Raw genomic sequence first — 22456 nt, forward strand, 5'->3', positions numbered from 1 at the left:
TGGGGCGTCCATGCGTTACTGCAGGTTTGCGGCGTCCAGTCGGCGGATCAGCGCCTCGGCCAGCGGCCAAGGGCCGAAACCGGAAGCCGGGTTAAGGTGGCCAACAGCGCCCAGGCCAACCAGTTCGCTGCCCCAACGCCGGGCCAGTTCACCGGCAGCGGCGTAGCTGGCGAGATGGTCGTTACTACTGGCCGCGACAATGCTCGGGAATGGCAGCGACGTGGGCGGAAGTGGTGACCAGCCCTTCTCGGCCAGGCTGGCCGGGCTTGGGTAATGCGCCGGCCAGTGGGCATTGAGGTCTGGCGGGGCCGCCAGCAAAGCCCCCTTGATCGGCCGCCGGTAGCGTGCCGCCCAATGGGCGACCATCAGTACGCCAGCGCTGTGCGCGACCAGGATTACCTCACCTTCGAGCTGATCGAGCTCGCGCTGGATCGCCTCGACCCGGGCATTGCAGCACAGCCCGTCAACCTGCAGCGGCGGTACGCTGCGCACCTTGGCCAGGCGGCCGGCAAGCAGGGTTTGCCAATGCTCCGCGACGTGGTCACGCAGGCCGGGGACAATCAGCACGGTGGCGGTGGTTTGCAGTTTTTCCACGGTGAACCTCATGGGCGATGTAGCGCTTGAAGGTCACAGTAAACAGGCCTCCCCCCGGGTGCTTTACATTGGGCGTCAGGCGCTTTTCATTTGATGACAACGGTCAAAACAGGGCTTTGCTTTTCAATTGATGACACGCAGGCTATAAAACCAGTGGACCTGCAACCCCCGTGCTTTAGGGACAACAATAAAAAATGCCTGCTCTAGTCCGTGCCGCCAGCTTGACCAACTACCTGGAAGTGTCCCGCCACCTGGGCCTCAATCCCCATGCGCTGCTGGCACAGGTTGGCCTGAGCGCCGCGTTGCTCGACGACCCCAACCGGCGTATCCCGGTGGCCAGCGTCATCAGCTTGCTGGAGGCCTCTGCCAGCGCCACGAAGTGCGAAAGTTTCGGTTTGCGCATGGCCGAATTGCGTCAGTTGTCGGACTTCGGCGAAATCAGCCTGCTGCTCAGCCACCAACGCAACCTGCGCGATGCGCTGCAAGTGATCGTGCAGTACCGCCACCTGCTCAACGACGCGCTGGCCATCCATATCGAGGAAGCCGGCAAGACCGTGGTTATTCGTGAAGAGGTGATCAACGAGCGAGCGCCGTGCAGCCGCCAGGCCACCGAGTTGGCCATCGGCGTGATGATGCGCCTGTGCGCGGCGCTGCTGGGTGCCCATTGGCACCCGATCAGTGCCAACTTCACCCACGCAGCGCCTGCCGACCTGGCCATTCACCGGCGAATTTTCGGGTGCACACTGGTGTTCGGCAGCGAATTCAACGGCATCGTCTGCCCCGCTGCCGACCTCGACAGCGCCAGCCCGCAGGCCAACGAGGCCATGGCCCGGCTGGCGCGGCGCTACCTGGACACACTGCCGGCCAGCGGCGTGCCGTCGCTGGAACTGGAGCTGCGCAAGACCATCTACCTGCTGCTACCCATGGGCCGTGCCACCATCGAGCAAGTGGCGCAGACCCAAGGCATGAACGTGCGCACCCTGCAGCGGCGGCTGGAAGAGAACGCGCTGACCTTCAAGGACCTGATCAACAGCGTGCGCCGTGACCTGGTGATGCGCTACCTGGAAAACCCCAGCTATTCGCTGGGGCGCATTGCCGACATGCTCGGTTATTCGATGCCCAGCTCATTCACCCGCTGGTTCATTGCCCAGTACGGCATGCCGCCGGCGAACTGGCGCGCACAGCACAATGGGCAGTTGCATTAACCGCCCGTTGCGGGCTCATCGATGAGGATAAACACCTCGCCCTTCTCGTGCTCGACAGGGTACGTGTTCAACTTGAGCGCGGTGGAGTTCTGCAGATAACCGCTGGCCAGGTCGAAACGCAACCCGTGGGCACAACACTGGATGACGCGGCCCTCCAGGCGACCACCGCACAGCGATGCCCCCTGGTGCGGGCAACTGTCATCGACGGCATAGAACGAATCGGCAATGTTGAACAAGGCTACGCTGTGGCCTGCAAGGTCCAACAGCACCCGCCCGTTGCGTTGCGGTACTTGATCGGCGGCCAGTGCCATACGTCGCTTCATGCCTGCGCCACCTCCTGCAAGGCGTCGTTCATGGCCGCGAACAGCGCCTCGGCCGGCCGCACGCCTGCAATCAGCGGCCCCTGATTGAAGCGGTAGCGCGGCACGGCACTGCCTGCGCGCCCTGCCCCCTCGAGAAACGGGCTACCGTCGTCACGCAGGCAGTCGACCACTTGTGCCGCCTGCAGCCCGCAGCTCTGGGCAATACCGAGCAAGGTGCCGCTGTCCCCCAGGTCACGGCCCTGATGGAAATAGGCAATGAACAACCGCGCCAGCAACGCCTCCTGTTGCGGTGCACCGAGCAGGCTGCCGGCCCGCTGCATCAACCGGTGAGCATTGCCGGTATTGGGCATGCGGCGGATGCGCGAAAAATCGATATCCTCGCCCACCACACTGGCAGCGGCGCGCACCTGGGCCTGGCGCTCGCGCACGGCTTGTTCACTGCCCAGGCGTTGCAGGTAAAACGTACTGAACGGCACGCCATTGGCAGGCAACCCAGGCAGCAACTGCACGCCCTGCCAGTGCACCTGCACCTCTACCTCGGGTTGCTCACGTTGCAACCACAACAGGGCCGCTTGCAGGTGCCGCTGCCCAATCAGGCACCAAGGGCAGACAAAATCGAAGAACACCTCGACGGACAACAGCTGTTTCACGGTTTCAACTCCTGGTGCGCAGACAGTCCATGTCGCGGTGGTAATGGCGTTTAGCGAACAAGAACACCGCCGCTGCCGCGAGGCTTGTCAGCGGTACCAACTGCAGTGCGGCTTGCAGCCCGATCAGGTCAGACACCCGGCCGGTGATCAGCGGGCCGGTGGCCAGGCCCAGCAGGTTGTTGGCCAGGGTCAGGGTGGCGAAAGCGGTGCCATGTACCGAGGCGTGGGTCAGGTTGGCAACCATGGCACTGGACGGGCCGTTGGTGCCGGCGGCAATCATCATGCCCAGGCATATCAGCACCAGTTGTGCGGTGCCAGCGGGCAACGCGAAGGCCATGCTCAGCAGCATGCAGCTGCCCAGGCAGTAACCGATGGCCAGGCTGATCTTGCGGTCCGGGCGCTGCCGGCCCAGGCGGTCACAGAGCATGGCGCAGAGGATCATGCCGACGCCGCTGCACAACACGATGACAGCGGCGACCGCACCGGCGCGGTCAGTGCCCATGGCGTAATAGCGGTTCAGGTAGCTAGGCATCCACACAATCAAGGTGCCGCCAACAAACAGCTGCAGGCCGCTGCCGACATAGGCGGCGATGACCGAGCGGCTGCTGTACAAGCTGCGCAGCGGGCGGCTGACCTTGCCCAGCGCCTGCTGCGTGCACTTGGGCGCAATGCGTGCCTCCTTGACGATCATGGGGTACAGCATCGCCAGCACCAGGCCGAACAGCGCCATACCCGCGAATGCCCAGCGCCAGCCCAGGTGCTGCGCCAACACGCCGCCCAGGGCCATGCCCAGCACCGAGCCGAACATGCCACCGGCCATGAACGCCCCGGCCAGGGTCGAGCGCATGTCGCGGGGGAACACGGCGACCACCACGGCAATGCCGACACTGCCGTAAGCGGCCTCTCCGACCCCGACCAGAAAACGCGCAATGAACATTTGCGGGTAATTTTCTGCCAGGGCGCAGCCGAGCGTCGCCAGGCTCCACAGTACCGCCATCAACACCAGGCTGCGTACCCGGCCGAAACGGTCGGCCAACAGTGACAGCGGGAACGTCAGCAGGCCGACCATCAGCGCGACGATACCGCTGAGCAGGCCCAACTGGCTGTCACTGAGCGCCCATTCACCCTTGAGCAGCGGGAACACCGCGTTGAGTACCTGGCGCGACATGTAGTCGGAGATCAACAGGCCGAAGGTCAGGGCAAAAACCACCCAGGCATAACGCCGGGGCACGCTGTGGGCGGATTCGGTGCCGGCGTCTTCGGCACTGGCGAGGTAGGTGGCCATGTTGCCTCCTTGGGTGTGGTGTGGGTTTTTCTTGTTCTTATGTATTGGCACGCCCCCTGTAGGAGCGGCCTTGTGTCGCGATGGGCCGCAAAGCGGCCCCCCGGTTGAAGCGTCAACTCAACTATTGCCGGGGCTGCTGTGCAGCCCTGTCGCGACACAAGGCCGCTCCTACAAAGGCCAGCGCAGGCCAGTGAGGTCAGCGCTGCGGCACCCCCTTCACACCCGGCTGACGGTTCGGCGCCATACCGTTGGCCTTCAGGGTCTGCTCGATGCTGTCGTACTGCTGGCCGATGCGGTAAATGGCGCGGGCCTCTTTGCCAGTGGCAATCTCGCGACCCAGTTCATGCGCCACGCGCACGGTCTGCCGGATCTGCTGCACCGAGGTGAAGCGTTTGCCGTGCTGGTCGATGATGGTGTCTTCGTTGCCACAGCGCGGGTGCAGGCCCATGGCCAAGGCCATGGTGTTGAACGGCAGCACGTTCTTCAGCAACGACTCGGCGGTCAACGTGCAGCCGTCCGGTGCGCGGTGGATGAAATTGAAGAAGTTGAACGGGTTGGGGCCGTCGAAACCGCCGCCAATGCCGATCCAGGTCAGGTTCAGCGGGCCCATGTAGTCACCCCGACGCACAATGCGCTCAAGGGTTTCCAGGGCATGCATGCCGGTCAGCTGGAAATGCGGCTGGATATTGCTGGCCTGCAGGCGGCGCAGGTGTTCGCGGACCCAGGCCGGGCCGGCCGGCACGGTCATCTCGCTGTAAGCTGCATGGATTGCGGGGCTGGCCAGCGAGGTGCCTTCGAGGTACTCGGGGTACAACAGCTCCATGATGTTCATCTGCGTGGTGTTGATCGCCACGGTGACTTGGTCGGGGCGCGGCGTCAGTTCGGCGAGCATGTGTCGGGTATCGTCCGACAACCATTTGGCCGCCTCACCTTCGCCTTCCGGAGCGAAGGAAATGGAACCACCCACCTGGATGATCATGTCCGGGACCGCCTCACGCACACCGGCGATCAGCTCGTTGAATTTGGACAAGCGCTTGGAGCCTTTGCCGTCCAGTTCACGCACATGCAAGTGCAGCACGGTGGCGCCTGCCTCGTAACAGTCGACGGCTTTCTGCACCTGCTCGTCCATGGTCAGCGGAATGTCTTCAGGGAAGTCTTCGGGCATCCACTCCGGGCCATAGGGGGCCACGGTGATTACCACCTTTTCCATGTTTTCCGGGTGCAACGAATCGTCGAAGAATTGCATGCTGTAGTCCTCGCTATTGTTATTGTGCGGTTGTCGCCAGTGACGGCGACAGGCTTAGAACGTGCGGCTGCCCTTGATCCCGGCGCGCTCCATCTTGCGGTGGCACGGCGGGTAGTCCATGACGGCGTAATGCTGAGTGCTGCGGTTATCCCAGATCGCCACGCTGTTGGGCTTCCAGCGCCAGCGCACCTGGTACTCGGGCAGGTACGCCTGGCTGATCAGGTAACGCAGCAGGTCGCTGGCACCTGGGTTGGCGTCCTGGCCGAAACGCACCCGCTGTGGGGTGTGGTAATTGCTGAAATGGGTGGTGAAGGCGTTGACGAACAACACCTGCTCACCCGTTTCCGGGTGGGTACGCACCACCGGGTGCTCGGCATCGGGGAACTGCGCCTTCAGCGCCAGGCGTTTGTCCAGCGGCATGGCGGCGCCGAAACTGGCCTCGATGCTGTGACGGGCGCGCAGGCCTTCGATTTTGGCTTTTACGTCGCTTGGCAGGTTTTCATAGGCCAGCACCATGTTCGCCCACATCGTATCGCCGCCCACCGGGGGGCATTCGACGCAGCGCAGTACGCAGCCCATAGGGGGCGCCTCGCGCCAGGTGGCGTCGGTGTGCCAGGCATTTTCATAGCGGTCGTTGGGCTGATCCGGGCGCTTGTAGATCTGCACCAGCCCTGGGTGCTCAGGATCGCTACCGGCCACCGGGTGGTCCTCCAGCTCGCCGAAGCGACGGGCGAAGGCCACATGCTCGGCACGGCTGAAGTGCTGGTCGCGCAGGAACAGCACACGGTGTTGAAGCAGCTGCTGGCGCAGTTGGGCGAACAGGTCATCATCGTGAATCGCGTCGGCCAGGTTGACGCCACTTACCTCGGCACCGATCGCGCAGGTCAGTTGTTCGATGTGCATGCTGTTGCCCTCTTCAGATGACGAAGATCGACGAGCCGGTGGTTTTGCGGGCTTCCAGGTCACGGTGGGCCTGAACGGCATCCTGCAAGGCGTAGTGCTGGTTGATTTCGATCCGGATGCGTCCACTGCTGACGTGGTCGAACAGTTCGCCGGCCAGATCGGCCTTTTCTGCCGGGTCGGCAATGAAGTCGGCCAGTGCCGGGCGGGTGAGCTGCAGCGAACCCTTGATCGCCAGCAATTGCGGGTCGAACGGCGGGATGGTGCCCGAAGCCGTGCCGACGCATACCATCAGGCCACGGCGCTTGAGCGAATCGAGCGACCCCATGAAGGTGTTCTTGCCAACGCTGTCGAATACCACGTTCACCCCTACCCCGTCGGTCAGCTCACGCACGCGGCTGGCCACGTCCTCGACGCTGTAGTTGATGATGTGGTTACAGCCATGGGCACGGGCCACTTCAGCCTTGGCCTCGGTGGATACGGTGCCGATCACGTTCAGCCCCAACAGCCTCGCCCACTGCGCGACAATCAGGCCCACCCCGCCAGCAGCGGCATGCAGCAATACGCTGTCACCGGGCTTGAAGTCATAGAGCCGGCGTAGCAAGTAGGCCGAGGTCAGGCCGCGCATGGTCATGGCGGCAGCGGTCTCGAAGGCAATGGTCTCCGGCAGTTTTATCAGTGCCGCGGCGGGGATAAGGCGCTCGGTGCAATAAGCACCCAGGGTATTGAGGAAGCCGGTATAGGTGACACGGTCACCGACCCTCACCTGAGTCACGCCCTCGCCCACGGCCTCTACCACCCCGGCAGCTTCCACGCCGATGCCATTGGGCAGCGGGATCGGGTAGGTGCCATTGCGGAAGTAGGTGTCGGCGTAGTTCAGGCCCACCGCCACCTGACGCAAGCGCACCTGGCCCGGGCCGGGCTCGCCCACCTCGGCATCCTCGTAGCGCAGCACTTCGGGGCCACCGGTCTGATGGAAACGTACGACTTTGGACATGCTTGTCTCTCCACTCATCGATCTGGACGCCTGGCGTCAGTTCTGGATGACTGGACTGTATGCCCTTGGCTTGCAGGGTGCTTCGCATCGGACGACAGCGGGTTTTCATTTGATGACAGCGCGATCGTCGCCCTGCCCTGCATGAACGCCGTTTTATTGATGAGCCTGCTTGATGCTTATCCATGGCGAGACTAATACTTAAGTCTCTGCCTGGGGAGGCACGAAACATGCAACCAAGATTCGTTATCGTTCCCGCTGTGCCGATCGAAAAGGAGTCGTTCCGCATGGGCAGCCGCTATTACGCCGCTACCGTTTGTGGAGGGTTCGACATTTACGATAACCAGGTGAAGGAGCGGCTCAAGCCGAGCTACCCGAGCAGGACGGATGCGCAGGTGCAGTGCGAGCAGATGAACAAGCGCGGTGAGGCGGGATAAAACCCGCCAAGGCTGCCCCACCCGGGGTCAAGCGCCTGTGGCCTCAACCTCTTGCCAACCGGCAAGCAAACGCTGGGCGTTCTGTTCGCAGTCCATCCCCTGTGGCTTGCCTTCGATACCGGCAATTACCGCCAGCAACTGAGCACGGTTCTGCGCCAACCGCTGCTGCATCGCCTCGATCTCCGCCACCTTGCGCTTGAGGCTGGCCAGCAACAAACCATGATCGCCCGGTGCTGCCCCGGACGCGTCGGTAAGCTTGCGCATTTCATCCAGGCTGAACCCCGCCTGCTGGCCACAGGTAATGATCTCCAGTGCCCGCACGACCTGCTCCGGGTAATCCCGGTAGCCGTTGCCCAGACGCCTGGCGGCAATTAGCCCGCTGGCTTCGTAAAAACGGATCCGCGATGCACTGAGGCCCGTGCGTCGTGCCAACTCACCAATTTTCATTTCACTGTCATTCCCCTATTGACCTTAAAGTTGACTTTAACCTTAGCCTTCTCTGCAACCTAGTCCACGCGGTCAGTAACCGATGCGTGGTAACCCTGTCCGGAGATCGCCATGACACCCTTCCAGCCGCTGCAACTGCCCAATGGCAGTGTCATTCCCAACCGCATCGCCAAGGCGGCGATGGAAGAAAACCTGGCCAACCCCGACCAGACCCCTTCCGACTCATTGCTGCGCCTGTACCAGGCCTGGGCCGAAGGTGGCGCCGGGCTGTTGCTGACCGGCAATGTGATGGTCGACCCCAGTGCGATGACTGGCCCGGGCGGGGTAATGCTCGATGCCAGCCAGCCGCTGCAACGCTTTCGCGACTGGGCCCGTGTCGGCCGCGCCCATGGTGCGCAATTCTGGATGCAGATCAACCACCCGGGAAGACAGATGCAGGCCAACCTTGGCCAACCCACCGTGGCGCCGTCGGCCGTGGCCTTGGACATGGGCGGCCTGTCCAGGCTGTTCCCCCTGCCCAAGGCACTGGACGAAGCCGAGATCGCCGCCCTGATCCAGCGCTTCGCCCGTACCGCAGCGCTGGCCGAAGAGGCCGGCTTCAGTGGCGTGCAGATACATGCCGCACACGGTTACCTGCTAAGCCAGTTTCTGTCGCCGTTGAGCAACCAGCGCCAGGACCGTTGGGGCGGCAGCCTGGAGAACCGCGCGCGGCTGTTGCTGGAAGTCGTCAAGGCCGTGCGCGAGGTCGTTTCGCCCGGTTTCGGCGTGGCAGTGAAGCTGAATTCGGCAGACTTCCAACGCGGTGGCTTCGAACCTGCGGATGCCCGCCAGGTGGTGCTGTGGCTGAACACGTTGCCAGTGGACCTGGTCGAGTTGTCTGGCGGCAGCTATGAGGCACCGGCCATGCAAGGTGACGCACGCGACGGCCGCACCTTGGCCCGCGAGGCCTACTTTCTGGAGTTTGCCCGGGATATCGCCGCGATCGCGAAGATGCCGGTGATGGTCACTGGGGGTATTCGCCGGCTGCCGGTGGTCGAGCAGGTGCTCGCCAGTGGCGTGGCCATGGCCGGCATCGCCACGGCGCTGGCTGTCGAACCTGGCCTGCCCCGGCGCTGGCACAAGGGCGAGGCGACAGCCAGTGCCGAGCTGAAGCCGATTCGCTGGAAGCGCAAAGCGTTGGCCGCACTGGCGTACATGGCCCTTGTGAAGCTGCAGATGCGCCGGCTGGCAGCCGGCAGCCAGCCCAAGGCCCATGCGTCACCGTTGCGCGCCTTGTTGCTGGAGCAAGGCTGCACCTTACTGCGGGTAAGGCAGTACAGGCGTATGATGAAAAGCCGAGTGGATTGATATGTGGTGCACTGCCCTTGACTGGAGCACTGCCATGAACAAACCCCTTTACGCGCTGCTTTTCACCCTGGCAGCACTTGCTGCCTGTTCATCCAGCTCTGCGCTCTACCACGACCAGCCTCTGGTGGCCAAGGTCGATACCGGCATGAGCAAAGACCAGGTCGTGCACATAGGCGGCAAACCTGATGCCGAGTCCGAACGCACCGTCGTACCCGGCACGTGCTTCGACTACACGCTGTCCAAGGCCGGAAACCGGCAACCCTACAGCGTCAGTTTCGACGGCAACGGCAAGGTAGACAAGACCTCCTTCATGACCTGCGCCGAATGGAGCAATGCCCAGCACAAGGCCCGCCTGCCCAGCATGGGCGGTTCGAGCGGCTCGGGCTACTGACTCAGTCCAGGCATTCTCGGGCAGCCTGGCGCAATTTGTCGCCCGACAGGAAGCTGCCCTTGTAGAACGTCGCGCGGCTGCCATCGCGAGAATCGACCACGTCCAGCACATCGTCGCTCGCTACGGCACTGGGCGCCGTCAGCCGATAACCGTGGGCTATCGACTTCTGCGTAGCCTGGGGCGCCAGTGCCTGCCACTTGGGCAGGACACAGGCGGCGTACTGCTGCGGCGATTTTTTGGTCAGTTTACTGGCCGTGGGTTTGCCTGGGGTTGCGCAGCCGGCAAGGCTGGCAACTAACGCAGAAGTGATAAAAATACGAAAGGTAGACATTTGCAATTGGCCATTAGGGATACGCTGCATTCTAACGGGGGTTGCGGCGAGTTACTAATCAACCAAGGTCTGGCTGCAGGTTTTTCGCGGTATTGACACAGCAATAGAGCGCTGCTGGATGAGGCCAGACAGGGCTAGACGGTAAGCACCTGATAATTCTGCCAGTAGCGTGAGCAGGTGGAGGCTGCGACAGTAAAGGGGTAAACCCACAAGTCGGCAAGGAGTTACGCAATGCAAAATAACGCCAACCAAACACTTTTTTTCTATCAGAATGGCAAACTCATCACCCTTAAAACCGGTGAACAGAACCGTAGCATTTTTCGCAACTCGGACGTGCCACTTGCCGAGCAACAATCAGACGGTAACCAGTCCATCGGATTGCTGGTAACGGACGATAAAGGATCGGTACTGCAGTGGAGACAGACAGCTGAAAAACTTGGGCGCTCTCTTACACCCCAGCAATGATCGCGTAGGCTCTTCCGGGTTTGGTCGAGAAAGCGCCTTCCACAAATCGGTTGCGTTTCACCCTGCCCTGCGGCGATGCTCACAGGCCCGCTGGAGCAACTGACAAGGAAGGCCTTTAACACCATGGAAACGCTTCATAGCATCAAGTCAGACCTGGTCAGAACAGCCGACCACCTGGACCAGCTCAGTCAGGCCATGAGCGGTCACGCCAGGTTCATGGCGGCGCGCGGTAGCTCGCAAAGCGAGGTGGATGTTGCTGCGCATATCAAGTCCATCGACGTGGTTGCGGACGAGTTGCGCTCTGTCGCCGCAAGAATCGACGACATTGAAGGCGCTTGCTGACTGACTTCACGGCCTGGAAATCGCCTTGGCTTGCCTGGCTAATCCATGCCTGACCGTGACGACATACCCGGTTCAGGGTGCCAGCCCCCCAAACGCGGGTCAGGGTTTGGCTCCCCGGTACAGCACGATGGCCGCTACATCGAGGGCCAGCACGCTGGCGACAAACAGAAACATGACATACAGGTCTTCAGGAAGCATTGCCGTATCCCCCAAATGCGCCGGTTTGAAAGGGTACGAGCAATATCCGTTCCAGTCGGCGCATCAGGTACCCGGGCAGCGATTCAGCTGAACTTGAGCTTCACCACTTTGCTCAGCGCCCAACCCCCGAAGACGTAGAACACATCCAGGTAGAGGCGCCCTGCGTAGTTGGGTAACGGCGCGTTGTTCAACAACACATCCGGGTCGGGCGCAGGCGGAAACAGCGTATAAAAACCGTTGGGCAGCACAGCCAGCGCCAGCAGCAACAAATAAGTCGAGGCTTGCAGCAGGGTAGCGCGATTGCTGGATCTGGCGGACCACTTCAAGCCGTAATACGCAACCAGGCCTGCAACGGGCAACACCCAGAAATGCGTCGGGATCCCAATGAACATTTCGGCGACAACGCTTCTTGCTTGCACCCGCGATTCTCCTTCCAAATAGGCGGATTATTGCGGCCGTGGCCCGCAAATGCAAAAAGCCCGCTCTCAACAGCGGGCTTTTTGTGTTTTCCAGTGCTAACCATCATGCCTTGGAACACATCAGTGCGGCGTCCAGCAACCTGCCATGGTCGTACCAGGCATCACGTTGATAAGCCGTGAACTGGCGCTGAGTTCCCGTTCCCCGTAACTCTACAAGCCCCTGCGCCTTGTCGGGGTCGGTGCTTTCGATGAACAGCCTGACCGCGTTATCGCCCTCGACTTCGTAAGTTTTCACATCACCTTGAAGTTCGTTTTTGACGCACCCCAGATACACGGGTGGGCTTTTCGCGGTACTGCCTACGGTGTAATCGTGGCTGTCACGCACATCAGGGTTTTGTGCGCAGCCTGCCATGAACAACGTAGCGAACCCGGACACAAGTAGTGCGCCCGTTAGCGATCTTGAGCTCTTCACGCGACACGCTCCTGTTGCCCCATGAGAAACAGGTAAGTTTTTACCAGCCAGCCGCCCTTTTTTGGTTATCGTGTGCCCATGTTACTGCTTGACGGCAACCCGGTGTCAGGCTTATTGGCTATATGGCCCTCGGGGCGCCGCCTCGCGCCCTCCATCAGTAGCGACGGTACTCCTGCCCGCCATGATCACCGTCGTAATAATGGCGATGGTGCCGGCCGTCATGCCAGTATGGCCAGCAGCCGCTGAGCAGCAGCAAACCGGACAACACCACAACCCATGCAGTCTTGCGTTTCATGTGCGTACCTCCGACAAGCGAAGCCAAGGCTTGCTTACGTTGGACCGCACTCAAGCGGGATGTTCAGGGAGGCGCGAGCCGCTGGTCATCTTCCCCGACAGGTTTCATGTAGCGGCTGGCCCGATTACGCGTATGGCGTGCCCCACAATCGGGGTCAGGATATGGCATTGAGAAACACATAAGTCGCCGCCAGGTCCAGTACCAGCACAGCCACCACGCTGAAAATCATGTAATAGCGGTCATCCTGAGTCATTTCTGCGTACCCCGCATGATCAATGTCTCAGGGTCTCAGCAATTCCTGTTCCAGCGCTGTATTAAAGCAATGCAGCGTTAGCTGTCCGCACCTTACTGCCTGGATTCTGGCACGAACTGCCAACCTCCCATCAGGATGATTACTCCGGTTACTGCTACGTAAAGCAGGTATTGGCCTGGATGCACCACCACGCCAACCGCCCAGGCGGCCATCACCGTCCCGCCAATACGCCGCCTGCGCCTTGGCGTGAGCCAGCGCTGCCATGCATTGTGCCTTTCACGCAAGCCCATCATCACGCTCCCTGTTTTGATAAGTGCCGAAGGATAACACTCCGTAATCGAGCGATGGAGCAGCTCCTTCTCGGGCTGGAGGGCGACTTTACTGGGTGCCCCCTGCAGGTATCGCCTGATAGCTGTCGCTGACGGTCCGAAATCGACCCATAGCGGTCATTCATAAATAGTGAGATCAATCGGCTCAACAGTCATGCAACCACGCAAAATTCAATCGCAAGGAGCGGAGTGCCGGCATCGGACCTAGGCCGTAACCTGACCTCATCAATAGATCTGATCAGGACCACCTTCCATGAACACTTCGATGCTGTCGTCGATCAACCTCATTTTCCGCTCCCCCGTTGGCTCCAAAACCACGGCCATTCGCTACGCAGTAGGCCAGACGAATCTTGGTCAGGTGCTGGTTGGCCATAGCGGCCATGGCATTTGCGCAATTTTCCTGGATGACACGCAGTCTGGGTTAATGAACCAGTTGGATAAGGCATTTCCTCAGCGTCAGTTCCTTCAAGATAGCGAAGCGCTAGGATCGGAGCTTGAGCAGGTAGTCTCCCTGGTCAATACCGGTAAGGTTTCCAAGGTCCTGGATCTGGATGTCGGCGGCACAATCTTTCAGCAGAAGGTCTGGGCCGCCCTGCAGCAGATTCCAGCGGGTCAAACTCGCACCTACAGTGACGTTGCAGGTGAAATTGGCAACCCTGACGCCGTCCGGGCTGTCGCCGGTGCCTGCGCCGCCAACGTACTGGCCATTGCTATTCCCTGCCACCGCGTTGTTCGACAAGACGGGTCCATCTCGGGGTATCGCTGGGGTGTGGATCGAAAGCGTGCGCTCCTGGAAAAGGAGTCCTGCTAATGTTCCGGCCTTGCAGTTCGCTCGGTCAACTCCATGGGTTGCACTGGCCGAGCCTGCGGCGGTCTTTAGATGATTCGGGCTACGCGATCATCCCTTCGATCATCTCTGCTGATCAGTGCCAAGCGTTGGCCGCCCTCTACAGCGATCCGAAGCCTTTTCGCACGCGAGTGGTCATGGCGCGCCACGGGTTTGGAAGCGGTGAATACCAATACTTTGACTATCCACTGCCGCCACTAATCGACTCGTTGAGGCACTCGCTCTATCCCCATCTGGCAGCCATTGCCAACGATTGGAGCGAGCGCCTCGGTGCCGCCGTGCGCTACCCCATGGAGTTAGCTCCTTTCCTTGAGCGATGCCATCAAGCCGATCAGACGAGAGCCACACCGCTGCTACTGCAGTATCAGCCCGGCGATTACAACTGCTTGCATCAAGACCTGTACGGTGAACACCTTTTTCCTCTCCAGGTGGCCATCTTGCTTTCCAAGCCAGGTGTCGATTTCTGGGGAGGCGAGTTCGTAATGACTGAGTACTCGTCTAGCTCCCAGCGAGCTGAAGTAGTACCACTTCAACAGGGCGACGCTGTCATTTTCGCCGTCCAAACACGGCCAGCGGCCGGACGACGCGGAAAACCAAGAAAGGTCCTCATGCGCCATGGAGTTAGCCGCATACAGGCAGGGCTCCGACACACCGTGGGGATAATTTTTCATGACTCCAAGTGAGCAGTTACCTATGACGACTCTAGACCTGTTCACGGACGAGCAAGCCAGTCACCGCGAGCAGATTGGCCCTCAAGCCTTTGTGCTTCGTGGGTTTGCACTGCCTCTAGCATCGCAGCTTCTCCAGGCTATCGCGGTATTGCAGCAGAGCTCCCCTTTTCGGCACATGGTTACACCGGGTGGTTTCACGATGTCTGTGGGATTGACCAACTGCGGGGCCCTTGGGTGGACTACTGATCGCAGGGATTATCGTTACTCGCCCAACGATCCGCTCAACGGCCAGCCCTGGCCAGTAATGCCAGAGGTATTTGCACAGCTTGCGCGAGAAGCCGCAGCTGCTGCCGGCTTCGAGAACTTCGAGCCAGACGCGTGCTTGGTCAATCGCTATCTGCCAGGCTCGAAGCTATCCCTGCATCAGGACCGCAACGAGCGCGACTTCGATGCGCCCATCGTGTCGGTATCGCTGGGTGTGAATGCGGTCTTTCTATTTGGCGGCCTGGAGCGATCAGACAAAACGGCAAAGATCCCCCTTGCTCATGGCGACATCGTAGTCTGGGGCGGTGTTGACCGAATGCGCTACCACGGTGTGATGCCTATCAAGGACACAACCCATCCGGTCCTGGGTAATCAACGCATCAATTTCACCTTCCGCAAAGCTGGATAACGCCCTGTAAGCGCGCCATTGGGCGCGCCCGTTTCTGCGACCGATTACTGTGTCCTGAATAGTAAAGTTGCCATTTCCAGATGCATAAAAAGGCCCCCAAAATGGGAGCCTCTTCATGAAACTGCCGATTTCCCGGCAACCCATTCAGTCTTAAGCTGACTGCTTATCAGCCTCGTAGAGAGCCAGGTAGGTCTCGTTCGGCTGGTTGACCAGGTTCAGCTGCTGCAGAGCCAGCAGAGCACCTTCTTCGCCGATTTCTTCAACGATTTTGCCGTTCTCGATACGGAAAACGGTAGTGCCGGTGAAGCGAACCTTGCGACCGGAAGCGCCTGGCAACGCGCCAACAGGCAGGTCAGCGAAGGCTGGACCGGTGTGGGTACCGCCGCCATCCCAACGACCTACTACGTAGTCGCCTTCAGCGATCAGCGGGCTGGTTCCCCAGAAATTCAGGTCTGGGAATGCTTCGCGGAATTCGGTCATCATCTTGCGAACCGCTTCATGGCCGCGGATCGGACCGTGCATTGGGTAGTGCACGAGGCCGTTCGGAGCCAGCAGCTCTTCGATGATGCTCAGGTCAGCCGGGTTACCCCAGAATGCCTTGAACCAACGCTCAACGATTTCTTTGTTTGCTTGCAGTTTATCTTGCGACATGTTCGCTCCTCAGTTCACGTACGCGCTGACACCCGTCGGTGTCAGAGCAGGTGGTGATGTACATCTGGGAGCCAATTTAGGAGATGGAGCAGGTGGTCAAACTCCGTTTTTTGCCATTGAAGTTTTATCTGCGATTGAAGATTGAATGGCAAGAAACCGAGTGCGTAAACCAGCGTTTGTGAGACCTTGCAAAACGCCTGACGTGGACGATTCGCGCTGAGCGCAGGAAATTTTCAACCGTTAATGAAGAGTATGAAATGGCGATTCTTGGCGTTCTACAACACCCTGATGCACGGCTGAGCAAAGCTGCTCGACCAGTCCAGGAGTATGACACCGCTCTAGAAGACCTGGTGATGAACATGCTGGAAACGATGTATCACCACAAGGCGATAGGTTTGTCCGGTCCTCAGGTGAACGTGCGCAAGCAGATCATGGTGGTTGACCTGTCTAACAACCAAAATGAGCCACTGGTGATGATCAACCCGGCCATTTCAGCAATGGGTCGCAGTTATTCGCACTATGACGAGGGCTGCGTATCGATACCGGACTTCTATGTGCCAGTACGCAGGCTGTGTAGCATTCAAATAAATGCGCATGATGCACGGGGAAAGCCATTCTCAATCTCCGCTGAAGGATGGCTCGCAGCCTGCATTCAACACGAAATGGATCACCTAAGCGGCCAGACGCTGATGGACCATGCCTCCGCGAAGCAACGCTCCCAATACCGCCGCCGCGCCGGTCGCTAAGTTTCTACTGCCCCTACCTGATTCAACAGCAAGAGTCGGAGTTTTTTGTGGATGCTGCGTCACTAAAGTAGTGACCGCATCATCAACGAAAAGCAGGTCCGACAATGCCGGCGCCCATGATTACCAGCGACTCTATCGATACCCCATCGGGTCGTATCGGCTACAGATTGGCCGGTCCAGTCGTCCAGGTTGAAATTCCCAATGCTCGATTGCTTTTCCCAGAAGAGCGGGCAGACGCGTTCAACCAGGCCCTGCGTACTTTCTGGAACACGTTGAGCTGATCATGCCCATGACCTGGACACCCGCGATCCTTTCCGGCCCTGAGTCGACAGAGGTACAAAGAGCCGAAGCGAAGCACCAGGTCATGGCTGATCTACAGGCGTTCGTTGACGCAGGGCTCGCTCAGTGGCGGGTGAACGACGACGGCGACACGGAGCTACACCTGAACAGTGGCGAGGTATTTCTCATCGGTGAAAACGATCTCGTCCGATTGATCTGAGGTAAATCCCATGCATCTGTTTTTGAGCCGCCTGACCTCACCGCTCGGTGAGATGTTGCTGGTGACAGATTCGTACCAAAACATCGGAGCCCTTGATTTTGCCAACTACGAGAGTCGTCTGCATCAAGGGCTACGCATGCGTTTCGGCAACCACCTGCTGGAGCCCATCGAGCCCCCAACACTCATCGCTGCGGCGTTGTAGGCCTATTTTTCGGGCGACATCGCTGCTTTATCGCAGTTGGTGATCGTCCCTACAGGAGACCAGTTGCAGGAGCGTGTCTGGAAATCTGTGCGCGAGATACCTGATGGCAAGACCACCAGCTACGGCGCATTGGCCCGGGAATTGGATTTCACTGATCCACGTGCGGCAATCGATATCGGCGCGGCTGTGGGTAGTAATCCCATCGCACTCATCATTCCCTGCCACAGAGTGGTGGCCAGTAACGGTGATTTGAAGGGATTTGCCTGGGGCCTAGATCGCAAACGATGGTTGCTCGAACACGAGAAAGCCATCGAGCCACCACCGCCACAAACCGCCTCCTTTCCAGGGTTTTAAAGTCGAGACTCATGAAAATTCTTGCTGACGTTTTACCCGAAGCCTATGCACATGCCGCGCAATTTCTGGGTGGTCTTGATGGTGATTGGTTTCGCCATGTGATCGCGACTGGCCCTTGCCGGCACGAGACAAAGCCAGGTCGAGAACCGTTCGAAGCTCTGGTACGTGCGATTGCCTATCAGCAGCTTCACGCCAAGGCCGGAGATGCCATTTTATCCAGGCTACTCGCGCTGTATCCCGAAACGCTCTTTCCGAGCCCTGAGCAGTTGCTGGCTACAGACCCCGAACGGCAAAGGGCTTGTGGTTTCTCCGCAACCAAGTTGGCGACGATCCGTGGCATCGCCCAGGCCCGCCTTGATGACGTGGTTCCCTCGTTGTCAGAAGCGAAAGGCATGCACGATGCAGAATTGATCGAACGGCTTGTATCACTGCGCGGTGTTGGCCGCTGGACGGTAGAGATGTTTCTCATCTACAGCCTGGAGCGTTCCGACATTCTTCCGGTCGACGATTTGGGAGTGCGGGAAGGTTACCGCCGTTTGAAGGGCCTCGAAAAAGCCCCGACACCGAAAAAGATGCGGGAAATTGGTGAGCAGTGGAGCCCTCACCGCACGGTTGCAGCGTGGTACCTGTGGCGAATACCCACCCGGTGACCAAGGCCGATTTCAATCGCAAGAACCGGAGTTCTTACGATTGGACCTCTCCATACACTGGCCATCACTTCGATTTTTGCGAGATATCGTCATGAACCGACCTCCGCAGTCGAGCGCGACCTATGACACCGACGAGCAACGGTGGAAGGCCGTGCAGGACAGAGATGCAGCTGCAGACGGTCACTTCGTCTACGCCGTATGCACGACAGGAATCTACTGTCGGCCCAGCTCATCCGCTAGGCTCCCTAAAAGAGAAAACGTGACCTTTTTTGCCAGCGCGAAATTGGCGGAAGCAGCCGGCTATCGGCCAAGCCGGCGCGCCGCTGGCGATCAGACACGTGCAAACGAACAACGGGCCGAGTTGGTAGCAAAAGCATGTCGCCTTATCGACTGCTCAGAGACCTCTCCGACCCTGGATGAGTTGGCAGCGCAGCTTGGGATGAGTGCGTTCCACTTCCACCGGGTGTTCAAAGCAGAGACTGGTCTGACACCGAAGGCCTACGCCTCGGCGTCGCGTGCGCGCAGGCTACGTGAAGAGCTTGGACATGAAGACACCTCGGTGACCGATGCCATCTACGGTGCAGGCTTCAACTCCAATAGCCGATTCTACGAGACCTCCGAACAGTTGCTGGGCATGCGCGTGAAGGAGTATCGGAATGGCGGTGTTGGAGCAACCATCCGCTTTGCCGTTGGCGAATGCTCATTAGGTGCCATTCTCGTGGCCCAAAGCCAGAAGGGCATCTGCGCAATCCTGCTTGGCGAAGATCCCGAAGGCCTGGTGACGGACCTACAGGACCAGTTTCCCAAGGCGAATCTTATCGGGTGCGATCACGAGTTTGAGCAACTGGTCGCTCAGGTAGTGGGATTCATCGAGGCCCCATCACTGGGTTTGAACTTGCCGCTGGATGTCAGAGGCACGGCCTTCCAAGAGCGCGTGTGGCAAGCACTTCGAGAAATTCCTCCAGGGACCACGGCCAGCTACACCGACATCGCAGAACGGATTGGTTCGCCAAAATCTGTCCGTGCGGTTGCTCAGGCCTGCGGCGCTAACCACATTGCCGTGGCTATCCCTTGCCATCGAGTTGTCCGTCGCGATGGCGACATTTCGGGTTATCGCTGGGGTGTAGAGCGCAAGCGCGAGCTCCTCAAGCGCGAAACCACTTCCTGAGACCCTGAGAGCGCCATGAACAGATTCGCCAAAGCCATCGGAAGCCTCGACTGGCAGAGCATTACCACGCAACTCGATCAGGAAGGCTTCGCGGTACTTCCCGATTTTTTGAATGCCGACGCCATCCGGGAGTTAGTACAGCTCCAGAAAAGCTCATCAGGTCAGGTACAAGTCAATTTGAGCGCAAAGCAACAAGGGCAAGGATCGGCCTTCCGTTGGACGGGTGAACTCCCGGCCTCATTGAGCAGCCTCAGAGAAGCGTTTTACTCGCCCCTGGCACGGGTAGCGAACCATTGGTGCGAGATATTGGAGCAGCCATACCGCTATCCTGAAAATCTGCAGCAGTTCCACGCGCAGTGCCTCGAAGCGGGACAGCAGCGCGAGCTGACTGAGCTGACCTGCTTGCGCACAGAGGACTATATGGGCCTGCAACAGGATGCGGACGGAGAACGTGTTTTCCCTCTCCAGGTGGTCGGTCTGCTGAGCGCGCATGGAGAAGGGTTCACCGGCGGCGAACTTGTGCTTACAGAACAGCGTCCACGGATGCAGTCGCGTCCCATCGTCGTCCCGCTCAAGCAAGGTGATTTGGCGATCATCACCACTGCCCAGCGCCCATTCAAGGGCAGCAAAGGCTACTACCGCGTGAACCTGAAACATGCCATCAGCCGCGTAAGAAGCGGTGAGCGCATCGGTATGTCAATCAGCTTCCATTTCGCTCCCTGAGGGTAGTGCAATGGCCCCTAAGCGTACCTGGGTGTTGATAGGCCCGGACGGCAAGCCTTTCCACAGTGCACAGGTCGGCTCATTGGGCGGGCACCGACGCACCAAACTCTACGGAAAACTCGATTGCCGTGCGGCGCTGGGGCCATTGCCCGAGGAGGCTACGTGAAGTATCGCGTTTTCTTTCTCGACGAGCCCTCAGCGATATCGGCGGGGTATCGCCCTTGCGCAGTCTGCATGCCCAATGAGTACCGCGAATGGAAAAGCGGCAACTGGCCGCCAACTACCACCAACCAGGAACCCCAATGAGCAACCAATCTGCGTTGGCTTTTGAAGACGATGTCATTTCTGACCCCGCTGCAGTCACGAGCATTGAGGCGCTGGATTGGAGAGCGCTCGAAGCCTCGCTGGCCAAAGAGGGCTTTGCGGTACTGCCGAAGCTGCTAAACCGGGCGCAATGCCAGGAGTTGGCTGCCCTCTACACGGAGAGCGAGCGCTTCAGAAGCCGTATTGTCATGGAGCGTTATGCCTTCGGACGCGGGGAATACCAGTACTTCTCCTACCCACTTCCAGATACGGTGACTGACCTGCGTACCCGTCTCTACGGACAACTGGCACCTATTGCCAATCGCTGGCATGCCGCGCTGAAGATGGAGGGGCGCTTTCCCGCAGCGCACAGCGAATTCAAAACGATATGCCATGAGGCGGGCCAGTGCCGACCCACACCGCTACTTCTGAGTTACCAGGAAAACGACTACTGCTGCCTGCACCAAGACCTGTACGGTGAACACGTGTTTCCTTTCCAGGTAGTCTTTCTCCTCGACGAGCCGGGCTTGGACTTCACCGGCGGCGAACTCATCCTCACCGAGAGTGACCCGAAAAAGCCTGGCCGTGCAGAGGTGGTCGATCTGAGCCAGGGTCAGGCGGTGGTTTTCGCTGTGAACAGCCGTCCTGCCCGGTCCACCCGGGGGTTTTACCGCATCAGCATGCGACATGGCGTGAGCCGTATTCACAGTGGCGCACGCCGCACCCTCGGCATCATTTTCCACGACGCCAAATAACAGATCAGCAGCAAGAAACGGAGCTCAATCCCTGGGGTGTACCGCAACAATACCGGTAGAACTCACAGCCCTAGGGACACTTCTATGAGCGACATAAACGCAGCTTCGTCCGGCCAGTTCACGCTGGGTGATATCGAAATCAATCGCCTCGGCTACGGCGCAATGCGCATTGTTGGAGATGGCATTTGGGGACCGCCAAAAGACCGTGAAGGCTGCCTGGCTACCCTGCGACGGCTGCCCGAGCTTGGCGTGAATTTCATTGATACCGCCGACAGCTACGGCCCTGAAATTGGCGAAGAATTGATCCGCGACGCTCTCTACCCCTATGACGGCCTGTTGATCGCCACAAAGGGTGGCTTTGTTCGCCATGGTGAGAACAAATGGGCACCCGTTGGACGGCCAGAGTATCTGCGTCACGCGGTGTTGATGAGCTTGCGCCGGCTCAACGTCGAGCAAATCGACCTTTGGCAACTTCACCGTATCGATCCTAAGGTGCCGCAGGATGAACAGTTCGGCGTCATCCAAGAAATGCAAAAAGAAGGGTTGATCCGCCACGTTGGCTTGAGCGAAGTGGGCGTTGAACAGATCAAGGCTGCCCAGAAATATTTCCCGGTGGTCAGCGTTCAGAACATGTTCAATCTGGTAACACGTCGCTACGAAGACGTTGTCGATTACTGCTCCGGTCAGGGCATCGGTTTCATCCCTTGGTTCCCGCTGGGCGCCGGCGATCTCGCCAAACCAGGTTCCTTCCTGGATCGCCTGGCAAAAAAGACAGGCTTCACCCCAAGCCAGATCGCACTTGCCTGGGTACTCAAACGCAGCAGAGTCATGCTGCCGATTCCCGGAACCAGCAAGGTCAAACACTTGGAAGAGAACGTCGCTGCAGCCGATTTCGAACTCAGCGACGCTGACTATGCGGAGTTGGATGCCCTGGGTCACGCAGCACCGGAAACACCTGGGCCAGGCGCCTGACGATCAATTTTCGGGCCTTGTGATGTTGATTCAGAAAGCTGAGCAAGGGCCCGATTATCAGGGTTGGACTCTGGGAAATGTCTCATCTCCAGTCCAAGGTTGAGCGAATGGCGCTAGCCACTACGAATGTCAGCTTTTGGTCGATAGCGGTCTGTCGCGAGCGCCGGCTTACGACACGGTCAGACCGACTTTCAGCAGAGACAGTAGTAAGCCAGTAACGGGCACTTGGTAGCGTTCAGTTCCAGATCACAGTTGAATGACCTTGCTCGTATGGAGCCATTGTACAGGACCTGTCCATGTGTCACGGGTGTACATTGAC

31 protein-coding genes are annotated in these 22456 nt (G+C 59.4%); 18 read left to right on the plus strand and 13 right to left on the minus strand.

What is annotated here, in order from left to right; all coding sequences use genetic code 11:
* Positions 1–15 precede the first annotated feature (15 nt).
* Positions 16–594, minus strand: coding sequence for an RBBP9/YdeN family alpha/beta hydrolase (locus QQ992_RS13730; RefSeq protein WP_286109925.1), 579 nt, complete (start codon positions 592–594; stop codon positions 16–18).
* A gap of 194 nt (positions 595–788) precedes the next feature.
* Between QQ992_RS13730 and QQ992_RS13735 the strand changes: the two genes are divergently transcribed.
* The gene (locus QQ992_RS13735; protein ID WP_105948050.1) at positions 789–1799 is read left to right on the plus strand and encodes an AraC family transcriptional regulator; all 1011 of its coding nucleotides are present in this window, start codon (positions 789–791) and stop codon (positions 1797–1799) included.
* Here QQ992_RS13735 and QQ992_RS13740 read toward each other — a convergent pair.
* The 6 genes from QQ992_RS13740 to QQ992_RS13765 form a co-directional block, all read right to left on the minus strand.
* Positions 1796–2122, minus strand: a complete 327-nt coding sequence (locus tag QQ992_RS13740) for a Rieske (2Fe-2S) protein (protein ID WP_286109926.1) — start codon at positions 2120–2122, stop codon at positions 1796–1798. The genes QQ992_RS13735 and QQ992_RS13740 overlap by 4 nt on opposite strands.
* Complete coding sequence (locus tag QQ992_RS13745; protein WP_286109927.1) at positions 2119–2772, minus strand: DsbA family oxidoreductase; 654 nt, start codon at positions 2770–2772, stop codon at positions 2119–2121. Before QQ992_RS13745 ends, QQ992_RS13740 begins: the two co-directional genes overlap by 4 nt.
* 4 nt (positions 2773–2776) lie before the next feature.
* Positions 2777–4057, minus strand: coding sequence for an MFS transporter (locus QQ992_RS13750; protein ID WP_286109928.1), 1281 nt, complete (start codon positions 4055–4057; stop codon positions 2777–2779).
* A 196-nt stretch (positions 4058–4253) separates the two neighbouring features.
* Positions 4254–5303 (minus strand): beta-keto acid cleavage family enzyme, encoded by a 1050-nt coding sequence (locus tag QQ992_RS13755; protein WP_286109929.1) that lies wholly within the window; start codon positions 5301–5303, stop codon positions 4254–4256.
* A 54-nt stretch (positions 5304–5357) separates the two neighbouring features.
* Positions 5358–6206 (minus strand): TauD/TfdA dioxygenase family protein, encoded by an 849-nt coding sequence (locus QQ992_RS13760; RefSeq protein ID WP_019097549.1) that lies wholly within the window; start codon positions 6204–6206, stop codon positions 5358–5360.
* A 13-nt stretch (positions 6207–6219) separates the two neighbouring features.
* Positions 6220–7200 (minus strand): quinone oxidoreductase family protein, encoded by a 981-nt coding sequence (locus tag QQ992_RS13765; RefSeq protein WP_110740969.1) that lies wholly within the window; start codon positions 7198–7200, stop codon positions 6220–6222.
* 227 nt (positions 7201–7427) lie between these two features.
* On the opposite strand from QQ992_RS13765, the gene QQ992_RS13770 reads away from it, so the two are divergent.
* Positions 7428–7634, plus strand: coding sequence for a hypothetical protein (locus QQ992_RS13770; protein ID WP_105948204.1), 207 nt, complete (start codon positions 7428–7430; stop codon positions 7632–7634).
* 27 nt (positions 7635–7661) lie between these two features.
* On the opposite strand, the gene QQ992_RS13775 is transcribed toward QQ992_RS13770, so the two are convergent.
* Positions 7662–8081, minus strand: coding sequence for a MerR family transcriptional regulator (locus QQ992_RS13775; protein WP_105948044.1), 420 nt, complete (start codon positions 8079–8081; stop codon positions 7662–7664).
* 111 nt (positions 8082–8192) lie between these two features.
* On the opposite strand from QQ992_RS13775, the gene QQ992_RS13780 reads away from it, so the two are divergent.
* Both QQ992_RS13780 and osmE read left to right on the plus strand, forming a co-directional pair.
* On the plus strand, positions 8193–9428 hold the full coding sequence (locus QQ992_RS13780) for an NADH:flavin oxidoreductase/NADH oxidase family protein (protein ID WP_286109931.1): 1236 nt from the start codon (positions 8193–8195) through the stop codon (positions 9426–9428).
* A gap of 34 nt (positions 9429–9462) precedes the next feature.
* Positions 9463–9819 carry an osmotically-inducible lipoprotein OsmE gene (osmE, locus tag QQ992_RS13785; protein WP_286109932.1) on the plus strand — a complete coding sequence of 119 codons (357 nt, stop codon included), beginning with the start codon at positions 9463–9465 and terminating at the stop codon, positions 9817–9819.
* Between the two features lies 1 nt (position 9820).
* Here osmE and QQ992_RS13790 read toward each other — a convergent pair whose 3' ends face one another.
* Positions 9821–10180 carry a hypothetical protein gene (locus QQ992_RS13790; RefSeq protein ID WP_286109934.1) on the minus strand — a complete coding sequence of 120 codons (360 nt, stop codon included), beginning with the start codon at positions 10178–10180 and terminating at the stop codon, positions 9821–9823.
* A 201-nt stretch (positions 10181–10381) separates the two neighbouring features.
* Between QQ992_RS13790 and QQ992_RS13795 the strand changes: the two genes are divergently transcribed.
* Together QQ992_RS13795 and QQ992_RS13800 are read left to right on the plus strand one after the other, a co-directional pair.
* Positions 10382–10615, plus strand: coding sequence for a hypothetical protein (locus tag QQ992_RS13795; protein ID WP_286109935.1), 234 nt, complete (start codon positions 10382–10384; stop codon positions 10613–10615).
* A gap of 123 nt (positions 10616–10738) precedes the next feature.
* Complete coding sequence (locus QQ992_RS13800) at positions 10739–10957, plus strand: hypothetical protein (RefSeq protein WP_284353704.1); 219 nt, start codon at positions 10739–10741, stop codon at positions 10955–10957.
* A 281-nt stretch (positions 10958–11238) separates the two neighbouring features.
* Here the strand turns inward: QQ992_RS13800 and QQ992_RS13805 are convergent, their stop codons facing one another.
* The 3 genes from QQ992_RS13805 to QQ992_RS13815 all read right to left on the minus strand — a co-directional run bounded on the left by QQ992_RS13805 (position 11239) and on the right by QQ992_RS13815 (position 12341).
* Positions 11239–11547: a hypothetical protein gene (locus QQ992_RS13805; RefSeq protein WP_286113940.1), complete on the minus strand. Its 309-nt coding sequence runs from the start codon at positions 11545–11547 to the stop codon at positions 11239–11241.
* 130 nt (positions 11548–11677) lie between these two features.
* Entirely contained in the window at positions 11678–12046 is a 369-nt protein-coding gene (locus tag QQ992_RS13810) for a hypothetical protein (protein WP_286109937.1), read from the minus strand.
* A 154-nt stretch (positions 12047–12200) separates the two neighbouring features.
* Positions 12201–12341 (minus strand): hypothetical protein, encoded by a 141-nt coding sequence (locus QQ992_RS13815; RefSeq protein WP_177410303.1) that lies wholly within the window; start codon positions 12339–12341, stop codon positions 12201–12203.
* An 835-nt stretch (positions 12342–13176) separates the two neighbouring features.
* Between QQ992_RS13815 and QQ992_RS13820 the strand changes: the two genes are divergently transcribed.
* From QQ992_RS13820 to alkB, 3 genes are read left to right on the plus strand one after another with little or no spacing between them, the layout of a single operon-like run.
* Entirely contained in the window at positions 13177–13734 is a 558-nt protein-coding gene (locus tag QQ992_RS13820; RefSeq protein WP_286109938.1) for a methylated-DNA--[protein]-cysteine S-methyltransferase, read from the plus strand.
* Positions 13734–14453, plus strand: a complete 720-nt coding sequence (locus QQ992_RS13825; protein WP_286109939.1) for a 2OG-Fe(II) oxygenase — start codon at positions 13734–13736, stop codon at positions 14451–14453. Before QQ992_RS13820 ends, QQ992_RS13825 begins: the two co-directional genes overlap by 1 nt.
* Positions 14440–15114 (plus strand): DNA oxidative demethylase AlkB, encoded by a 675-nt coding sequence (alkB, locus tag QQ992_RS13830; RefSeq protein WP_433963082.1) that lies wholly within the window; start codon positions 14440–14442, stop codon positions 15112–15114. The genes QQ992_RS13825 and alkB overlap by 14 nt, the downstream gene beginning before the upstream one ends.
* Positions 15115–15264: 150 nt before the next feature.
* Here the strand turns inward: alkB and QQ992_RS13835 are convergent, their stop codons facing one another.
* Entirely contained in the window at positions 15265–15765 is a 501-nt protein-coding gene (locus tag QQ992_RS13835) for an ester cyclase (RefSeq protein WP_286109942.1), read from the minus strand.
* A gap of 257 nt (positions 15766–16022) precedes the next feature.
* On the opposite strand from QQ992_RS13835, the gene def reads away from it, so the two are divergent.
* From def to QQ992_RS13885, 9 genes are all read left to right on the plus strand, one after another.
* The gene (def, locus tag QQ992_RS13840) at positions 16023–16511 is read left to right on the plus strand and encodes a peptide deformylase (RefSeq protein ID WP_286109943.1); all 489 of its coding nucleotides are present in this window, start codon (positions 16023–16025) and stop codon (positions 16509–16511) included.
* A 283-nt stretch (positions 16512–16794) separates the two neighbouring features.
* A complete protein-coding gene (locus tag QQ992_RS13845; protein WP_286109944.1) occupies positions 16795–17010 on the plus strand; it encodes a hypothetical protein in 216 nt (71 codons plus the stop codon).
* A 10-nt stretch (positions 17011–17020) separates the two neighbouring features.
* Positions 17021–17212, plus strand: a complete 192-nt coding sequence (locus QQ992_RS13850) for a hypothetical protein (protein WP_286109946.1) — start codon at positions 17021–17023, stop codon at positions 17210–17212.
* Between the two features lie 63 nt (positions 17213–17275).
* Complete coding sequence (locus QQ992_RS13855; protein WP_286109947.1) at positions 17276–17566, plus strand: methylated-DNA--[protein]-cysteine S-methyltransferase; 291 nt, start codon at positions 17276–17278, stop codon at positions 17564–17566.
* An 11-nt stretch (positions 17567–17577) separates the two neighbouring features.
* Positions 17578–18216: a DNA-3-methyladenine glycosylase family protein gene (locus QQ992_RS13860; RefSeq protein WP_286109948.1), complete on the plus strand. Its 639-nt coding sequence runs from the start codon at positions 17578–17580 to the stop codon at positions 18214–18216.
* 91 nt (positions 18217–18307) lie between these two features.
* Positions 18308–19384, plus strand: coding sequence for a bifunctional DNA-binding transcriptional regulator/O6-methylguanine-DNA methyltransferase Ada (ada, locus tag QQ992_RS13865; RefSeq protein ID WP_286109949.1), 1077 nt, complete (start codon positions 18308–18310; stop codon positions 19382–19384).
* A gap of 15 nt (positions 19385–19399) precedes the next feature.
* Positions 19400–20107 carry a 2OG-Fe(II) oxygenase gene (locus QQ992_RS13870; RefSeq protein ID WP_286109950.1) on the plus strand — a complete coding sequence of 236 codons (708 nt, stop codon included), beginning with the start codon at positions 19400–19402 and terminating at the stop codon, positions 20105–20107.
* Between the two features lie 302 nt (positions 20108–20409).
* A complete protein-coding gene (locus tag QQ992_RS13880; RefSeq protein ID WP_286109951.1) occupies positions 20410–21165 on the plus strand; it encodes a 2OG-Fe(II) oxygenase in 756 nt (251 codons plus the stop codon).
* A gap of 84 nt (positions 21166–21249) precedes the next feature.
* Positions 21250–22137: an aldo/keto reductase gene (locus tag QQ992_RS13885; protein WP_286109952.1), complete on the plus strand. Its 888-nt coding sequence runs from the start codon at positions 21250–21252 to the stop codon at positions 22135–22137.
* The last annotated feature ends 319 nt before the right edge of the window (positions 22138–22456 follow it).

The organism is Pseudomonas kurunegalensis (genome assembly GCF_030291635.1).
Classification (GTDB): Bacteria; Pseudomonadota; Gammaproteobacteria; order Pseudomonadales; family Pseudomonadaceae; genus Aquipseudomonas; species Aquipseudomonas monteilii.

Bases quoted from the DNA above. Each gene is read 5' to 3' on its own strand.
- QQ992_RS13735 (WP_105948050.1), top strand. From the start codon at position 789: ATGCCTGCTCTAGTCCGTGCCGCCAGCTTGACCAACTACCTGGAAGTG.
- QQ992_RS13740 (WP_286109926.1), bottom strand. From the start codon at position 2,122: ATGAAGCGACGTATGGCACTGGCCGCCGATCAAGTACCGCAACGCAAC.
- QQ992_RS13750 (WP_286109928.1), bottom strand. From the start codon at position 4,057: ATGGCCACCTACCTCGCCAGTGCCGAAGACGCCGGCACCGAATCCGCC.
- QQ992_RS13755 (WP_286109929.1), bottom strand. From the start codon at position 5,303: ATGCAATTCTTCGACGATTCGTTGCACCCGGAAAACATGGAAAAGGTG.
- QQ992_RS13760 (WP_019097549.1), bottom strand. From the start codon at position 6,206: ATGCACATCGAACAACTGACCTGCGCGATCGGTGCCGAGGTAAGTGGC.
- QQ992_RS13765 (WP_110740969.1), bottom strand. From the start codon at position 7,200: ATGTCCAAAGTCGTACGTTTCCATCAGACCGGTGGCCCCGAAGTGCTG.
- QQ992_RS13770 (WP_105948204.1), top strand. From the start codon at position 7,428: ATGCAACCAAGATTCGTTATCGTTCCCGCTGTGCCGATCGAAAAGGAG.
- QQ992_RS13775 (WP_105948044.1), bottom strand. From the start codon at position 8,081: ATGAAAATTGGTGAGTTGGCACGACGCACGGGCCTCAGTGCATCGCGG.
- QQ992_RS13780 (WP_286109931.1), top strand. From the start codon at position 8,193: ATGACACCCTTCCAGCCGCTGCAACTGCCCAATGGCAGTGTCATTCCC.
- osmE (WP_286109932.1), top strand. From the start codon at position 9,463: ATGAACAAACCCCTTTACGCGCTGCTTTTCACCCTGGCAGCACTTGCT.
- QQ992_RS13790 (WP_286109934.1), bottom strand. From the start codon at position 10,180: ATGCAGCGTATCCCTAATGGCCAATTGCAAATGTCTACCTTTCGTATT.
- QQ992_RS13795 (WP_286109935.1), top strand. From the start codon at position 10,382: ATGCAAAATAACGCCAACCAAACACTTTTTTTCTATCAGAATGGCAAA.
- QQ992_RS13800 (WP_284353704.1), top strand. From the start codon at position 10,739: ATGGAAACGCTTCATAGCATCAAGTCAGACCTGGTCAGAACAGCCGAC.
- QQ992_RS13805 (WP_286113940.1), bottom strand. From the start codon at position 11,547: ATGTTCATTGGGATCCCGACGCATTTCTGGGTGTTGCCCGTTGCAGGC.
- QQ992_RS13815 (WP_177410303.1), bottom strand. From the start codon at position 12,341: ATGAAACGCAAGACTGCATGGGTTGTGGTGTTGTCCGGTTTGCTGCTG.
- QQ992_RS13820 (WP_286109938.1), top strand. From the start codon at position 13,177: ATGAACACTTCGATGCTGTCGTCGATCAACCTCATTTTCCGCTCCCCC.
- QQ992_RS13825 (WP_286109939.1), top strand. From the start codon at position 13,734: ATGTTCCGGCCTTGCAGTTCGCTCGGTCAACTCCATGGGTTGCACTGG.
- alkB (WP_433963082.1), top strand. From the start codon at position 14,440: ATGACTCCAAGTGAGCAGTTACCTATGACGACTCTAGACCTGTTCACG.
- QQ992_RS13835 (WP_286109942.1), bottom strand. From the start codon at position 15,765: ATGTCGCAAGATAAACTGCAAGCAAACAAAGAAATCGTTGAGCGTTGG.
- def (WP_286109943.1), top strand. From the start codon at position 16,023: ATGGCGATTCTTGGCGTTCTACAACACCCTGATGCACGGCTGAGCAAA.
- QQ992_RS13845 (WP_286109944.1), top strand. From the start codon at position 16,795: ATGCCCATGACCTGGACACCCGCGATCCTTTCCGGCCCTGAGTCGACA.
- QQ992_RS13850 (WP_286109946.1), top strand. From the start codon at position 17,021: ATGCATCTGTTTTTGAGCCGCCTGACCTCACCGCTCGGTGAGATGTTG.
- QQ992_RS13860 (WP_286109948.1), top strand. From the start codon at position 17,578: ATGAAAATTCTTGCTGACGTTTTACCCGAAGCCTATGCACATGCCGCG.
- ada (WP_286109949.1), top strand. From the start codon at position 18,308: ATGAACCGACCTCCGCAGTCGAGCGCGACCTATGACACCGACGAGCAA.
- QQ992_RS13870 (WP_286109950.1), top strand. From the start codon at position 19,400: ATGAACAGATTCGCCAAAGCCATCGGAAGCCTCGACTGGCAGAGCATT.
- QQ992_RS13880 (WP_286109951.1), top strand. From the start codon at position 20,410: ATGAGCAACCAATCTGCGTTGGCTTTTGAAGACGATGTCATTTCTGAC.
- QQ992_RS13885 (WP_286109952.1), top strand. From the start codon at position 21,250: ATGAGCGACATAAACGCAGCTTCGTCCGGCCAGTTCACGCTGGGTGAT.